Here is a 14,461-nt window from a genome sequence, read left to right as displayed (position 1 = left end):
CGCGGGAAGCGAAGCGTTGCCCTGCAGCGCTTTCGGGGTATGGTTATCGGTGGCCACAGTCGTACGCAGTGAAAGGGTTCAAGAGCTATGCCGGTTTCGCGAGAGCGGTTCGCCCAGGGCCTCACGGCCGACGAGTTCCAGGCCAGGATGACCCAGAACCAGGAACGCTACGAGGCCAACATCGCCGCGGCAGCCGCCATCATCACCGATGACGATCGCCGGGCATTCGGGGCGCGCCCACTCTCGATCGTCGCGATCGCCGAGGACTGGTGCACCGATGTGATCCACTTCCTCCCGGTAGTCGTCGCGCTTTCCCGTGAGATCCCCTCGATCGATCTGCGGATCTTCCTCCGCGACGAGAACCTGGACCTGATGGACCAGTACCTCAACCAGGGCAAGTACCGTTCGATTCCCGTCTTCGTCCTCTACGATGCCGACTGGAACGAGCTGGGGCACTTCATCGAGCGGCCTGCTGCGATGACCGAGGCAATGGCACGCGAGTCACGGCGCTTCGCCAGCGAGAATCCGGACCTGCCCGGCATCAACCGCAGCTACGAGAACATGCCCGAGGAGACGCGCAAGGCGGTGCGTGCGAACAGCGCCCGCTGGCGCTGGGAGACCATGGATCAGTGGAACCGCCTGTTCCTGGACGAGCTGCGCGCCATCGTCGAGGGCGGCGCCCGCGCCGAAGCGGCAGGCGAGTAGCACCGGCAGCGCGCTGGCGCTGCCCTGACATCCCGCCCCTGAGCCGGCCACACCGGGAACCACTTGCGACGTCGCCCACATCATCCTGATCGGCGCCGCCCGGGTCTGTGCGACCTGGGGGCCGCGGATGCGGTTCCATGGCTCGCGCGGAGCCGGGCGGCATGGTACAAGGAGCATCGGCATCTTGCCGACGCCAGGCGGGATGACACGGGGGACAGGTGGCTTGGGCCGCAGCACGCCGCACGGCCGCCGCCCACCAGAAAGGGATGGGAGACGATGTCGATCGGGACGATACCGCGGTTTCCGTTGGCGACGCTTCCCACGCCGTTGCACGAGGCCCACCGGCTCCGCGAGGCTCTGGGCGGACCCGAGCGCTGCCCACGCATTCTCATCAAGCGCGACGACCTGACCGGCCTCGCCCTCGGCGGCAACAAGGCGCGGAAGCTGGAGTTCCTGATCGCCGACGCCCTGCGCCAGGGGGCGACGGCGCTGATCACCACCGGCGCGGTGCAGTCGAACCACGCGCGGATGACCGCCGCCGCGGCACGGCTGGCCGGGCTACACTGCAGCCTGGTGCTGACCACCGGCGTGGAGGACCCGCCGATCCAGGGCAACCTCCTCCTCGACCACCTGCTGCAGGCCGAGGTGCATCTCGTCCCGGCCCCGCCGGACAAGGCGCTCGCGGTCGACGCCGCCGTGGATGAGACGATCGCGCGGGTCGCGGCCGATCTGGAATCGCGCGGTGAGCGGCCCTACGTGATCCCCGTCGGCGGCTCCAGCCCCGTCGGCGCGCTGGGCTACGTCGCGGGCACGCTGGAGCTGGTGGGCCAACTGGCCGCGGCCGGGGAAGCCCCGACCCGGCTCTACTACGCCAGTGGATCACGCGGGACCCAGGCAGGTCTGGTGCTAGGCGCCAAGATCTACAGCGCGCCCTATCAGGTGTACGGCATCGCCGTCAGTGGCGGCGGGGCGGACAAGGACGCGCGCGCCCTCCAGAACGCCACCGAAGCCGCGGCGATGCTCGGCATCGCATCTCCGGTCACCGAGGCAGATCTGATCACGGACGAGGGGTACATCGGCGAGGGTTACGGCATCCCCACGCCGGAGTGCCTGGAAGCCATCCGGCTGCTCGCGCAGACCGAGGCGATCTTCCTGGACCCGTCCTACACCGGCAAGGCGATGGCGGGGCTGATCGACCACGTGCGGCGGGGCATCATCAAGCCCGACGAGACCGTCGTCTTCCTCCACACCGGTGGCGTCCCGGCGATCTTCGCCCACGGCACGCGGCTGTTGGAGTGAGGGGGGACGGCCCTCACCCCCTGCCCCCCTCTCCCAACCTTAGGAGAGGGGGAAGGTGGAACGCGTTGCGTGATGCGTGTTCCGCCCCTCTCCCCTGGTGGGCTCCGTCCGAGAGGGGTTGGGGGTGAGGGGGACGCATGACGTATGACGCATGACGCTAGATCGCGGGCGGGAGGTGCACCCGCGAGATACGAGCGTCGATCGCGTCGCGGTGCTGCCAGTAGAAGTAGAGCGCGGCCAGGACCGACTCCTCCGGCACCTCGTAGTCCTCCGCCAGGTCCGCTATGCTGTCCCCCGAGGGGTCCATACTGGCGACCAGCCGCCAGACGGCCAGACCCGAGTCCCGCAGCCGTGCGTACTCCGGACCGAAGGCCGTTGTCTCCGGGTCGATGTGCCGCGCGATCAGCGTCTGCATGACGCTGATGTCGACGGAATGAGCGCTATTACCCGTGGCTTCTCCGTAGCCCCACTCCACGCTTCTGCCCTTCGTTTCTTCCCTACCCGCCCCGTCACATGCGTCGCGGCGCCCTGTGGCGCCGCCAGCGGCGAAGTTTACGTCAAGCCCTGCCCGGCGTCCACGTCCACATCGACGCGGGCCCGCCTAGGATACGCCCAACCCGCCGAGCCGTGAAGCCCGGCGGCGAAGCGAAGAGCCACGAGTTGGCGCCAGATCCGCCCCCGGTCGCTTCTATCAGCCTTGGACTGATAACCGCCAACGATCGCGTCCCACCCCAGGTATCGTCGGGAGCGAGCTATGGTATCGTAGCCGCGCGGGCGGGGTGCCCGTCTATCCCGCTGGGTAGCCGGATCGAGCGAGACACGCTCCGCGTGGGGAGCGAAGGGAAAAGCATGCGCCGCGTCTCGGACCTGGGGACATGGTACCGGCGGAACCGCATCCTGGTCTGGGTCTGTGCGGTCATCGCGGTCAATCAACTCGGCTTCGGCAGTATCGTGCCGGTGGTGCCCCTCTATGCCGAGTCGTTCGGCGTGTCCCACGGACTGATCGGGCTGACGATCGCGGTCTATGGGCTGGCGCGCTTCCTGGCCGCGGTGCCGGCCGGGCGGATCGCGGATGGACCGGGACGACGCTGGACACTGGCGCTCGGCGGCGCCGTCACCGTTGCCGGCAACCTGCTCTGCGCGCTGGCGCCGACCTACGCCTTGTTCCTGGCCGCGCGCTTCATCGCCGGGGCGGGCGCAGCCATGGTCCTCACCGGCGGGCAGATCATCCTGGCCGATGTCACCACCCCGGAGACACGCGGTCGCACCATGGCGATCTACCAGTCGGTGTTCCTCTTCGCCGTCGGAGTCGGTCCACTCCCAGGCGGGATGCTGGCTGAGTACGGCGGGCTCGACTTCCCCTTCTACGCCTACGCCGTGGTCGGCGGAGCCGTGGCGCTGCTGGCCCTGGCGCGCGTGCCGGAGACGAAGTCCCTGCGGTCGGGTGCGGTAGCGGGCAGCGCGGCTCGCCCGCCCTTCGCCCAGCAGGTCCGCCTCCTGGGGACCACGCCTGCCTTCCTGCTGGTGAGCCTTGTGGGTTTCGGCAACGCCTTCGCCCGCACCGGCGCGCTCTTCAACCTGGTTCCCACGCTGGCGCAAACGCGCATGGGCCTGTCGGAGACGCAGATCGGCGTCGGCTTGTCGCTGGTCAGCATCGTCGGACTGGTGATGGCGTACCCGTCGGGCATGCTGGTGGATCGCTTCGGTCGGAAGGTCGTGATCGTCCCGGCGACGCTGCTCAGCGCCGCGGCGCTTGCGCTCTTCTCGGTGTCGTCGGACTTTGCCTGGTATCTGGTGAGCAGCAGCGTCTGGGCACTGGCAAGCGGCGTGAGCGGCGCTGCGCCCGCAGCCTACGCCGCCGACGTGGCCCCAGCGGGGATGAACGCCGCAGCGATGGGCGCGTTCCGCATGCTGGCTGACGCCGGTTATGTGGTCGGGCCGGCACTGCTCGGCTGGACGGCCGACCTGTTCGGCACCAACGCTTCGCTCTACGGCACCGGCTTCCTCCTTGCCGCCTGCGGCCTCAGCTTCGCTCGCTTCGCCCCCGAGACCTACGCCCGCCGCGCCGCAGCGCGCGACGTCCGCGCCGGGACGTAGCGAGTAACCGCAGCCCTCACCCCCCAACCCCTCTCCCAAAGTTGGGAGAGGGGAGCCGTTTGCGAGCGGCTGGGGACGCTGGCCGCGGCGGGATGCCGGTTCGGCTCCGCCCGGACGTGGCCATCGCAGCCCCTTCAGTGGGCTTACCCCCTATGCAGCCCGGCCGCTCTAGCCCCGGGCACACATCACGGGGCGGGTACCTGCGCATGTCGTGTCACGGCGAGGCTGCCGCACGGCGGAGCGGTCACTCCGGCGCGCGGAGGAGGGTAAAGGGAAACGACTCGCCGGAGGCGAAGCGCTCCTCACGTGGGCCGCGGATCACACGGACGTGGCCCGCGCCGAGCACCTCGACCCGCTCGGTCGCGGGATCAAGGACGCAGGCCGTGTGCTCGTCGATCGCCAGGATGGTCGTCTCCGGGGGCAGCAGGCGGCGCAGGTAACGGAAACGCTCGGCACCCATGAAGCAGTGGCTTGTGTCCAGGTCACGGCCGCCTTCAGCGTTGTTCCAGTGCGGCACTACGGTCAGGTCCAACCCAAGGTGGCCGAAGAGGTCTAGCCCCGGCACCCAGTGCAGGTCCTCACCTGCTTTGTAGATCTCGTACACCGGCAACGCGTAGCGCCCGGCCGCGATGGCTGCGGCGCTGGCGAAGGAGAGAATCGCCCCCTCGGCCGCGCGGCGCTGCATCAGCGCCAGCGTGCGGGTGCCCGCGAGGTGTCGCACGGCGTATGTCGGGCTACCCGGTCCGGCGAAGATGTACGCGGCCCACTCCAGCGGCGCCACGATATCCGGCGCGTCCGGGTCGTAGACACCGCCCTTATGGCGGGCAGCGACGATGCGCACCTCAGGCCGGAACCCGCTCAGGTTGTGGCGGAAGAAGGCGCGAAGCTTGGCGGTGACATTCGCGACGTTCGGCTGGAACCCGGCAGGGGTCTCGACGATGGCGACGCGAACGGGGATTTCCAGACGCTCGAAAAGGTGCGCGTGGACCTGGCGGCCATGCTTCGACGTCTCGCCGGAGCCGAAGAGGACGATCGGGCCGTGGGGCATCGACTGCGCCTCCTGGGTGAGATTTCCGAGTTGGTCGGACCCCGGACGATACGTCTACGATACTATATGCGCGCGGCGACCGGATTACGGAGGACAAGGGAGATGCCATGTGGCCGGATGGACGGGTGCGCTGCGGCTGGGCCGCGGGGGACAGCCTGCTGGCGCGCTACCACGACCTGGAGTGGGGCGTCCCGCCGGGAGACGATGACGCGCACTTCGAGGCGCTGACGCTGGAGATCTTCCAGGCCGGGCTCTCCTGGCGTACCGTGCTATACAAGCGGGAAGGGTTCCGCCGCGCGTTCGCTCGCTTCAGCATCCCTGCGGTCGCAGCATTCACTCCGGACGACGTAGACCGCCTGCTCCTGGATACGAGCATCGTGCGGCACCGTACCAAGATCGAGGCGACGGTGCACAACGCCCGCGCGCTCCTGGCGCTGCAGGAGGAGGCGGGGTCCTTCGTCGCCTGGCTCGCCGGCCAGCCGGCCGATCCCGACGCCATCCACACCGCCCTCCGCCCACGTCTCGCCTTCTTCGGCCGGACCACCTGCGTCAGTTTCCTGGAAGCGATTGGGAAGATCCCTCCCGTCCACGACCCGGAGTGCTGGCGCGCCGGGTGACCCGGCGCGATGGTGCGGGTGGTACGCGAGTCGCTTCTTGATCGACCGATGGCCCTCGCTCGTTGGTACTTCTGAGTGTAGCTCCCGCAAAAATCCCTTCCATATGATGGTTTACGGGAGAGCGCCAGGCTCATGGCGCGTCTGGGAGGGAGTACATGCGGGATCCGCGTCACCGTTGCCCTCACCACCGCGGCCAATCCCTGGTCGAACTCGCGCTCATCCTGCCGCTCCTGTGTGTGATGCTGCTCGGCGCGGCGGACTTCGCACGCGCGCTGTCGGCCTACATCACGCTGGGCAACGTCGCCCGTGAGGGCGCGCACTACGGCTCGATGAGCCCGGCCAACGCCCAGGACCTTGCCGGCATCCGGGACGCCGCGCTCCAGGAGGCGGATAACGCCATATTCGGCGTGACCCCGACCATCATCGCGGAGGTGGGAAACGAGGTGTTTCGGGACCCCTCCAACACGCCGTTTCAGTACATCCGCGTCGAGGCGCGCTATGAGTTCCGCCCCCTGTTCGCTTTTCCGCCCTTCCGGAGCTTCACGATGTCCCGCGTCGTGCAGATGCGAGTCCTGCCGGGGTACTGACGATGTGGTGGCAGAGGAGGCGACAGCACCGCGCCGGGCAGGGGATGGTCGAGTTTGCAATCTCCTCCCTGGTCTTTTTCACCTTCATCTTCGGCATCATCGAGATGGGCTGGCTGCTCTTCACCCACCATCAGGTGACCTCCGCTGCCCGAGAGGGAGCACGCTACGCATCCGTGCACGGCACTATGTCGCAGGGGCTGAGGGACCCGGCCGAGATCGCCGCCTACACGATTGACCCGGACGCAGTCAAGGCGGCCATCCTGACGAAGACCACCCTAAGCAATCCCGATGCACTGTCCGTCACCGTCGACCGGCCGGACGGCGACCTCCAACCCAAGCACCGGGTCACGGTGGTGGTGTCATACCCGTATCGGCCGCTCGTCGGGTTCATCCTTCCCGCCCCCACACTGACGCTCCGCGCCAGCTCCACCATGATCGTGCACTACTGAGTGAGGGGGGAGCCGATGCCGACCACGTGCCAACACACCGCACACCGAGGGCAGATCCTGGTGATCTTCGCCGCCGCCACGGTGCTCCTGATCGCCTTTCTGGCCGCAGCAGTCGATGTCGGTTACCTGCTGTCCCAGCGCCGGGGCGTGCAGAACGCCGCCGACGCCGCCGCGCTGGCGGTGGCCCACGCGGTCCACTCCGGCGTGACCAATACCGCGACACTCGAGCAGATCGCGGCCTACTACGTCGAGGAGAACGGCTACGACGCCACCCCGGAGATCACCTTCAGCCCGGACATGAAGCAGGTGCGCGTCACCGTGAACGCCGAGGTTCCCAAGTTCTTCGTCGGCCTGGTCTATCCAGGTGACTGGAAGGTGGGTGCGCGCGCAGCGGCGTCACTGGAGCCGGTGCCCTTCGACGCCGCACTGCTGGCCCTCAACCCGTCGAGCGGCGGGATCAAGACCAGCGGCAACACCGGGATCGAAGTCACCGGCGGCAGCGTGATGTCGAACTACACGATTGAGACGTCCGGCTCGACCTCGATCATCGCCGACCAGCAGGTGAACGCGAATGATGGCTTCAGGGAGTCGGGGGCCAGCAGGATTGAAGGCGGTATGGGGACGAACCCCTACGCGCCGGAGGTGCCGGACCCGCTCAAGGACAAGATCCAGCCGCCGACGATGCCACCGTTCCCGAACAACCCGGTACCGAACGTCGGCGGGAGCCCCCAGCAGTGCATGGAGTACCCGCAGCCGTGGGGTGTGAACATCTACACCGTCCCGGCGGGCACCTACTCCGGCGGCGGCGGGAACTGCCTCACCATCCAGAACGTGCAGAGCGGGAACACGCTCGAGTTCGCGCACGGAAACTACCGGTTCAACAACGGAGCCGGGATCTCCATCGGTGGCGGCAATAACGGGCCGATCGTGCTGCGGGGCGGGAACTACACGTTCAACGGCGGCCCTGGGATCAGCGTCGGCGGCAGCACGCCAGATTTCCGGATGGAGCGGGGAAACTACGCGTTCCTCAACGGTGCACGCCTCAGCATCGGCGGCAGCGCCAACGGCAACGTGCTCGGCGGCGGCACCTTCTACTTCAGCGGCGCGGGAAGCGGGATCCTTCCCGGCGGCAGCAACAGCGTCACCCTCAACCCCGGCACCTACATCTTCGATGGGGGTCATGGCATGGTCTTCAGTGGCAGCTCGCACCTGACCTTCAACCCGGGTCACTACGAGTTCTGGTTCCGCAACGGTGCAAACCTCAGTTTCTCGGGAAGCTCGACAATCAGGCTGAACGGCGATGTCTACGTCAAGATGTATTTCTACGACGGCTCAAGCCTGCTCACGAGCGGCAGCACCCACTTCAACCTCCCCAGCGGGGAGTACTACTTCGGCGGTAATCCCCCGAGGGACACGTGCAAGCTGGAGAACTCAGGCAGCACCTGGATCGGCGGGCGGAATATCTTCCTCTTCTTCGGCCCGGGGTGCTACCTCCACACGTCGGGCAGCGCGGCCTTCGCGTTCACCGCGCCGACGACGAGCATCTACCCTGGCTACCATCCGGGCGTCTTCATGTACGCCCACCCCGACAACACCGAGACGTTCCAGTGGAACGGCACGACCTCGATGCTGAGTGAAGGAACCGTCTACCTGCCCTCGGCGAAGCTCACCATGGGCGGTGCGAGCAACGGCAAGGTGCTGCGCGGGCAGATCATCGTCAACTCGATGCAGACGGGCGGCAGCACACGGCTCGGCCTCGAGTACCAGCAGTACGTGGACACATCCATCCCTGCAGTTTTCCTCATCGAATGACGGCGAGCCGGCGCGGCTCGCCGTCACCCCGCCAGGCCGTCGCCGGTCGCCCGAACACGATGCGCACAATCCTCCTCGACCGTCCCAGCTATACTTGGGCCGGACGGCGGGAGAGGAGCGTACGCGCCGTGGTAGAGGCACCGGCATCCATCCTGGCCGGACGGTTCCGCTTAGTCCGCGTGGTGGGCAGCGGCGGCTTCGGCACCGTATGGCTCGCCACCGAGCGGGGCGAGCGGCGCGTCGCGGTGAAGATCCTCAACCGGGAGCACGCCGCCGACCCGGAACTGGTGGCCCGCTTCGAACGTGAAGCGCAGCTCGGCGGCAATGTCGACCACCCCAACGTAGTCCGCGTGCTCGGTCACGGCCGCCACGACGGTCGGCCCTTCATGGCGATGGAGTGGGTGGAGGGCCAGACCCTGCGCCGGGTCCTCGACCGCCGCGGCCCCCTGCCGCCGCACGAGGCGGCCACGATCGCCCGGCAGGTGCTCGCCGGTCTGGCCGAGATCCACCGCCGCGGCGTCCTCCTGCTCGACATCAAGCCGGGAAACATCATGATCGGCGGGACGGGTCCGACCGCCAAGATCGTGGACTTCGGCGCCGCCTGCCGCCTGGGTGAGCCCTACCTGTTCCGGGGAGATCAGGCGCTGGGCACCCCCGCGTACATGGCGCCCGAGCAGCGCGCGGGCGAAACGGTCGGCCCGGAGACGGACCTCTACGCCGTCGGGGTGGTCCTCTTCGAGATGCTGACCGGCCGCCTGCCGCGCGACGCGGACGATGACCTGGGACCGGCCGTTCCGCCGGACCTTGCCGCGGTCGTGCGCCGCGCGCTGGCCAGCGACCCGGCCGCGCGGTTCCGCTCGGCTGCAGCCATGGCCCGCGCCATCGAGCAGGCGGCACTTCCCCTGGCACCAATCGAGGACACCGATCAGCGCCCCGTCGTCCACCGCCCAGCGCCGCAACTCCGTCGCGCCCCGTCTCGCTGGCTGGAAGACCTGGACGCCGAACTGGCCAGCGCGATGCGCAGCGTCGAACGCCTCAGCGAGGGGTTCGACCGCGTCGCCAGCACCATCGGCGGCTGGGCGGGACTGGCCGCCGCCATCGTCATCGTGCTCCTCTTGCTGGTACTCATCCAGCGCGGCGTCGTCGGAGCCGGCCCGTGAGGCCGGGCGGGTCTGGCAGCGTGGTCGGTGTTCGGGGTGGGTGATTTGAAGGGTCCCCGTGGTGTGGCGCGTGCCCGGGGCTGAAGCCGCCGGGCTGACCACGAAAGCCGGCTGAAGCCGGCTGAGAGCAGTGAGCCGGCCGGGTGCTGCAAGGATCCCCACGCCGTGGCCTGTGCCCGGGGCGAACGCCACCGGGCTGACAAAGCGAAGCCCACTGAAGGGGCTGGGGACGCAGCGTCCGGTGAGAGGCCGGATCGGATTCGCCGGGGAGTGGCCATCGTAGCCCCTTCAGTGGGCTTACCCCATATCAGCCCGGCGGCTTTAACGCTTGGTGTGAGTTAGCCGGGGCATGCTGTGCCCTCTTGACACAGGAAGGTGCCCACTTCCATACGGGAGATAGCTCGTATCCGTCTCCCACGAAAGGAGCACCCGATGGATGTGGACACCTTCCTGATTACAGTCTATGTCCTGGTCGACACCTTCTGCCAGACCCACCTGCCCCCGGAGCCCCACCGCCCCGGCCCCGCGCCGGCCCTGAGCCGCAGCGAGGTCTTGACCCTGGCCATCTTCGGGCAGTGGATGAGGTTCTCCAGTGAGCAGGACTTCTACCGCTACGCCGAGCGCCACCTGCGCCCCTACTTCCCGACCCTGCCCCACCGCAGCCAATACAACCGGCTGCTGCGGCGGCATCAGGTCGCCCTGGCCCAGTTCGCCCTCTACCTGGCAGACCAACTTGGCCGGGGGCCAGTGGCGGTGGATGTGCTCGATGTGGCGCCGGCTCCGGTGCGCAACGCCAAGCGCCGCGGGCGGGGCTGGCTGGCCGGCGAGGCCAACATCGGCTTCAGCTTGCGCCTGGGCTGGTTTGCCGGCTTCCGCGTGCTGACCGCCGTCAGCCTGGAGGGGGCGATCACCGGCTGGGGCGTGGCCCCGGCCAGCACCAATGAGCGGTCCCTCGCCGAGACCCTGATTGCCTGTCGGGCCCACCCCGATCCCCGCCTGCCCAGTGTCGGCACGCCGGTGGCGACCTATCTGGCCGACAGTGGCTTTGCCGGCGAGGACTACAAGGCGCACCTGGCGGCCACCTATGGCGTGACGCTGGTGGCCACCCCGCAGCGGGGCAGTCGGCGGCGCTGGCCCAAGGCGGTCCGCCGCTGGGTGGCCCGCCATCGCCAGATCGTGGAGACGGTCGTTGGACGACTGCTGCACACCTTCGGCCTCGAGCGGGAGCGCCCGCACACCCTGGCGGGCTTCCAGGCGCGACTGGCGGCCAAGGTGGCGCTGCACAACCTCTGTTGCTGGCTGAATCGGCAGCAGGGGCGGCCGCTGCTGGCCGTGGCGAACCTGATCACCTGGTAGCCACGGCGCCCTAACTCACACCAAGCGTTTTAGCCCCGGGCACAGGCCGGGTAGTGAGCACCCAACGCCGAGATGTGAGTCCTCGTCCCCCAGCCGGCTTCAGCCGGCTTTCGTGGTCAGCCCGGCGGCTTCAGCCCCGGGCACGCGCCACCAGGCGAGGATCCTCACACCGCCCCTCACCACACCACATCGCATGAACCCGCCAGACAACATTACCGGGCTAGGCGTACCTCGATCTGGCCGTCCTTGACCCGCGTCTCGAACACCGGCTGCTCTATCGTCGCCGGGCCGTGGATGATGTGGCCGTTCTCGAACGCGAAGGTCGATCCGTGCCAGGGGCAGGTCACCGTGTTGTCGTCGTGCAGCTCGCCCTCGTGGAGCGGGCCGCCCAAGTGGCTGCACGTCGCGGCCAGGGCGTAGATCCGCTCGCCGCGCCGTAGGAGCACGACCGGCGTGCCCTGCGCGTCGACTCTTGTGAGCTGCCCCTCCGGGAGGTCTGCCTCGGCCATGACCGGCGTGAAGCGACGGGGCATGCCCTCGGTGCTCGCGTGGTTGACGGGCACCCGGTCGCGGTAGACGAGATCGCCCCCGAGGTACGCGGTGAAGAGCACCATGCTGTAACCCATCGAGGCGGTGACGACGCCTGCGCTGCGGGCGCCGTTGCGCCGGAGCAGCAGCGAGGTCGTGTAGAGCGCGGTCGCCCCGATGTTGAGCAGCCCGTGCACCAGACCCGTCCGGCGCGGCCGCCCCACCAGGTACTGCCAATCGGCCAAGCCCGTCAGAGCAGCGGGGACCGCAGCGGCAAGCCCGACGCCGATCGCGGCATCAGCTCCGGTGCCCAGTTCCTTGCGCCCGGTGGTGGCCTCCAGCACGTCCAGCACGGCGGCCGCCGTCCACGAGCCGATCGGCACGTCGGACAGCGCCGGGTGCAGCGGATGGCCCAGCCACACGCCGTTCAGGATGTCCTTGATCCGCATCCCGACCGGCCCAGCAGCCTGGAACGCCCCGGAGATCGCCCGCTGCAGCGCGCTGTCGATCGGCTTGAGCCACTCCTGCCGCCCCATCACGGTGATCGTACGGTCCATGACCATGGTGGAGACCTCCTCTTGCTGCCTGCTGCGATCTGCGGGTTGCGCGACGTGTGCCCCCGAAGTCGCACTGCCTGCTGCGTGATGCGAAATTGCAACCATTCCGCAGGAAGCAATCCTGGGGCCATCACAATACGGAACACGCAATACGCAACACGGAACGGGTCTGGTGCTTTCCGGATGTCGCACAACGTATGCCGCGCACGGCCGCCGAACGCAGCGACGGGCCGACCCCCGCGCGGTGGCACACGACGTGAAAGCGCAACGGTCCATCCGACACCCCGCTGTGAGGCCGGGCCGCATGCCCGTGCCGTAGCCGATCCGAGGAGAGGAGACTCGACGTGAACGACTTCCAGCGCTACCTCATCCACGAGTTCGTCGAGGACTACAAGGACGGCTATCTGTCTCGCCGGGACCTCATCCGGCGGGTGCTGCACATCACCGGCGGTGTCGCCTCCACGGCGTCGATCCTGGTTGCGCTCGGCTGTGGCCCCGGCTCGGCGGAGGAGGTCGCGACCGAGGTGTCGACGCTGGTGCCGACCTCGCCGGGGGCCAGCCCGACCGGCGCCGCCTCCCCTACGGCCGCCGCCAGCCCAGGGGCAAGTCCTGAGGCAAGCCCGGCAGCCAGCCCGGGAGCAACGCCAAGCGGAACCCCGATCGGCCGCAGCCCGCTCTCGGTGCCGGAGGACGACCCGTCGGTCCAGGCGGAGGACGTGTCCTTCCCGAGAGGGGATGCCACGGTGATGGCGTACCAGGCGCGGCCGAGCGACGCATCCGGGCCGCTCCCACTCATCCTGATCTGCCACGAGAACCGGGGACTCGTGGAGCACATCCGCGACGTCACCCGCCGCTTCGCCAAGGAGGGCTACCTCGCTTGTGCCCCCGACCTGCTGAGCCGAGAGGGCGGAACCGCCAACATCTCGGATCCGTCGCAGATCCCGGGCATCCTGTCCAATACCGACCCGGCGATCTACGTCGCCGATTTCCAGGCCGCGATCGACTACTTTGCACAGCAGCCCGATCTTGCCGACACCACGCGCGTGGGGATGACCGGGTACTGCTTCGGCGGCGGGATCACCTGGCGTGCGGCGACGCAGATCGCCGACCTGAGCGCGGCCGTGCCCTTCTACGGCCCGCCGCCACCGCTGGATCAGGTGCCGAACATCCAGGCGGCGGTCCTCGGGGTGTATTCGTCCGACCCGAACGACTTCGCCAACAACGGGCGCGACGAACTCGAGCAGGCGCTGCAAGCGGCCGGCGTGACCTACGAGATCAAGGTCTACCCGGACACGCAGCACGCCTTCCACAACGACACCGGGCCGCGCTGGAACCCGGAGCAGGCAGAGGCAGCCTGGAACGACACCCTCGCCTGGTTCGAGCAATACGTGCGGGGGTAGCGAAGCAAATCAATCCTCCCCTCTCCCCTCGTGGGAGAGGGGGTCACGGAGTCAGGGGGTGAGGGAAACCAATCCCTTACCCGAACAGTTGGTCGGACCAGTAGAAGACGATCCAGAACCCGGCCAGGAGGACGAGCACCGCCGCGGCCGAGTGGACGTAGGGCATGGCCCGACGCAGCAGCCCGACCAGCCCCGCCTTGAACAGGCTGAGGGTCACCGTGAGGCTGACGATAATGGTGGCCATCCCGAGGGAGTAGAGGATGAACCGCGTCAACCCCTGCACCGGCCCGGCACCGGTCAGGGCGCCGCCAACTGCCACCAGGAACACCGGCAGGGTGCAGCCGAGCGAGGCGATACCGTAGGCCAGGCCGAAGAGGAAGAACCCACGGATCGAGCGCTGGGGCGAGGTTGACAGCGAGGCCGCGATCCGCTCGAACGTCGCGGGAGAGACGGTCCGGCCCAGGAGGAGCAGGAAGCCCAGCACGATCATCACGACGCCCATGAGCGCTCCCAGCCAGGGCATGGCGTTGACGAGCGCGTAGCCTCCGGCGGAGATGATCAACCCCACCGCGGCGAAGAGGAGGACGAAGCCGGACGAGACGGTGCCCCCCACCAGGACCGCCCGGCCCAGGCGGCGCAGCACGTTCGGCTGCGCGGCAGGTCCGTCATCGACGCCGAGGTAGAGTGAGAGGTAGGCCGGAAGCATGGCGAAGCCACACGGGTTGACCGCTGCGAGCATCCCGGCACCGAAGGCATAGCCGAGCGGCAGCATCGAGGCCAACCCCGACAACCAGACGACCGCCATCTCTTGGAACTGCGTCAACGACCTCCTCCGTCACCCTGGAT

The 14,461-nt window shown here is 68.5% G+C and carries 14 protein-coding genes; 10 read left to right on the top strand and 4 right to left on the bottom strand.

Annotated elements, in window-relative coordinates; translation table 11 throughout:
* Positions 1–87: 87 nt before the first annotated feature.
* Positions 88–705, top strand: a complete 618-nt coding sequence (locus STHE_RS00625; RefSeq protein WP_012870614.1) for a thioredoxin family protein — start codon at positions 88–90, stop codon at positions 703–705.
* A gap of 276 nt (positions 706–981) precedes the next feature.
* Complete coding sequence (locus STHE_RS00620; RefSeq protein ID WP_012870613.1) at positions 982–2,004, top strand: D-cysteine desulfhydrase family protein; 1,023 nt, start codon at positions 982–984, stop codon at positions 2,002–2,004.
* Positions 2,005–2,161: 157 nt separating this feature from the next.
* Here the strand turns inward: STHE_RS00620 and STHE_RS00615 are convergent, their stop codons facing one another.
* Positions 2,162–2,419, bottom strand: coding sequence for a DUF433 domain-containing protein (locus STHE_RS00615; protein WP_148219855.1), 258 nt, complete (start codon positions 2,417–2,419; stop codon positions 2,162–2,164).
* A 434-nt stretch (positions 2,420–2,853) separates the two neighbouring features.
* On the opposite strand from STHE_RS00615, the gene STHE_RS00610 reads away from it, so the two are divergent.
* Positions 2,854–4,101 carry an MFS transporter gene (locus tag STHE_RS00610; RefSeq protein WP_012870611.1) on the top strand — a complete coding sequence of 416 codons (1,248 nt, stop codon included), beginning with the start codon at positions 2,854–2,856 and terminating at the stop codon, positions 4,099–4,101.
* Between the two features lie 244 nt (positions 4,102–4,345).
* On the opposite strand, the gene STHE_RS00605 is transcribed toward STHE_RS00610, so the two are convergent.
* Positions 4,346–5,149, bottom strand: a complete 804-nt coding sequence (locus tag STHE_RS00605) for a type 1 glutamine amidotransferase family protein (protein ID WP_012870610.1) — start codon at positions 5,147–5,149, stop codon at positions 4,346–4,348.
* Positions 5,150–5,256: 107 nt separating this feature from the next.
* Between STHE_RS00605 and STHE_RS00600 the strand changes: the two genes are divergently transcribed.
* The 6 genes from STHE_RS00600 (at position 5,257) to STHE_RS00575 (ending at position 11,130) form a co-directional block, all read left to right on the top strand.
* Positions 5,257–5,766: a DNA-3-methyladenine glycosylase I gene (locus STHE_RS00600; protein ID WP_012870609.1), complete on the top strand. Its 510-nt coding sequence runs from the start codon at positions 5,257–5,259 to the stop codon at positions 5,764–5,766.
* A gap of 155 nt (positions 5,767–5,921) precedes the next feature.
* Positions 5,922–6,353 carry a TadE/TadG family type IV pilus assembly protein gene (locus STHE_RS17620; protein ID WP_012870608.1) on the top strand — a complete coding sequence of 144 codons (432 nt, stop codon included), beginning with the start codon at positions 5,922–5,924 and terminating at the stop codon, positions 6,351–6,353.
* Between the two features lie 2 nt (positions 6,354–6,355).
* Positions 6,356–6,802 (top strand): TadE/TadG family type IV pilus assembly protein, encoded by a 447-nt coding sequence (locus tag STHE_RS00590; protein ID WP_083775988.1) that lies wholly within the window; start codon positions 6,356–6,358, stop codon positions 6,800–6,802.
* Positions 6,803–6,817: 15 nt separating this feature from the next.
* Positions 6,818–8,614 carry a pilus assembly protein TadG-related protein gene (locus STHE_RS00585; protein WP_012870606.1) on the top strand — a complete coding sequence of 599 codons (1,797 nt, stop codon included), beginning with the start codon at positions 6,818–6,820 and terminating at the stop codon, positions 8,612–8,614.
* A 128-nt stretch (positions 8,615–8,742) separates the two neighbouring features.
* The gene (locus tag STHE_RS00580; RefSeq protein WP_012870605.1) at positions 8,743–9,774 is read left to right on the top strand and encodes a serine/threonine-protein kinase; all 1,032 of its coding nucleotides are present in this window, start codon (positions 8,743–8,745) and stop codon (positions 9,772–9,774) included.
* Positions 9,775–10,206: 432 nt separating this feature from the next.
* Positions 10,207–11,130 carry an IS982 family transposase gene (locus STHE_RS00575; RefSeq protein ID WP_012870543.1) on the top strand — a complete coding sequence of 308 codons (924 nt, stop codon included), beginning with the start codon at positions 10,207–10,209 and terminating at the stop codon, positions 11,128–11,130.
* 212 nt (positions 11,131–11,342) lie between these two features.
* Here the strand turns inward: STHE_RS00575 and STHE_RS00570 are convergent, their stop codons facing one another.
* Complete coding sequence (locus tag STHE_RS00570; RefSeq protein ID WP_012870604.1) at positions 11,343–12,221, bottom strand: Rieske (2Fe-2S) protein; 879 nt, start codon at positions 12,219–12,221, stop codon at positions 11,343–11,345.
* A gap of 338 nt (positions 12,222–12,559) precedes the next feature.
* Between STHE_RS00570 and STHE_RS00565 the strand changes: the two genes are divergently transcribed.
* Entirely contained in the window at positions 12,560–13,615 is a 1,056-nt protein-coding gene (locus STHE_RS00565) for a dienelactone hydrolase family protein (RefSeq protein WP_012870603.1), read from the top strand.
* A 76-nt stretch (positions 13,616–13,691) separates the two neighbouring features.
* Here STHE_RS00565 and STHE_RS00560 read toward each other — a convergent pair whose 3' ends face one another.
* Positions 13,692–14,438, bottom strand: coding sequence for a cytochrome c biogenesis CcdA family protein (locus STHE_RS00560; protein ID WP_012870602.1), 747 nt, complete (start codon positions 14,436–14,438; stop codon positions 13,692–13,694).
* Between the last annotated feature and the right edge of the window lie 23 nt (positions 14,439–14,461).

The organism is Sphaerobacter thermophilus DSM 20745 (genome assembly GCF_000024985.1).
GTDB lineage: Bacteria > Chloroflexota > Chloroflexia > Thermomicrobiales > Thermomicrobiaceae > Sphaerobacter > Sphaerobacter thermophilus.
This window is presented reverse-complemented; position numbering and strand designations above follow the sequence as displayed.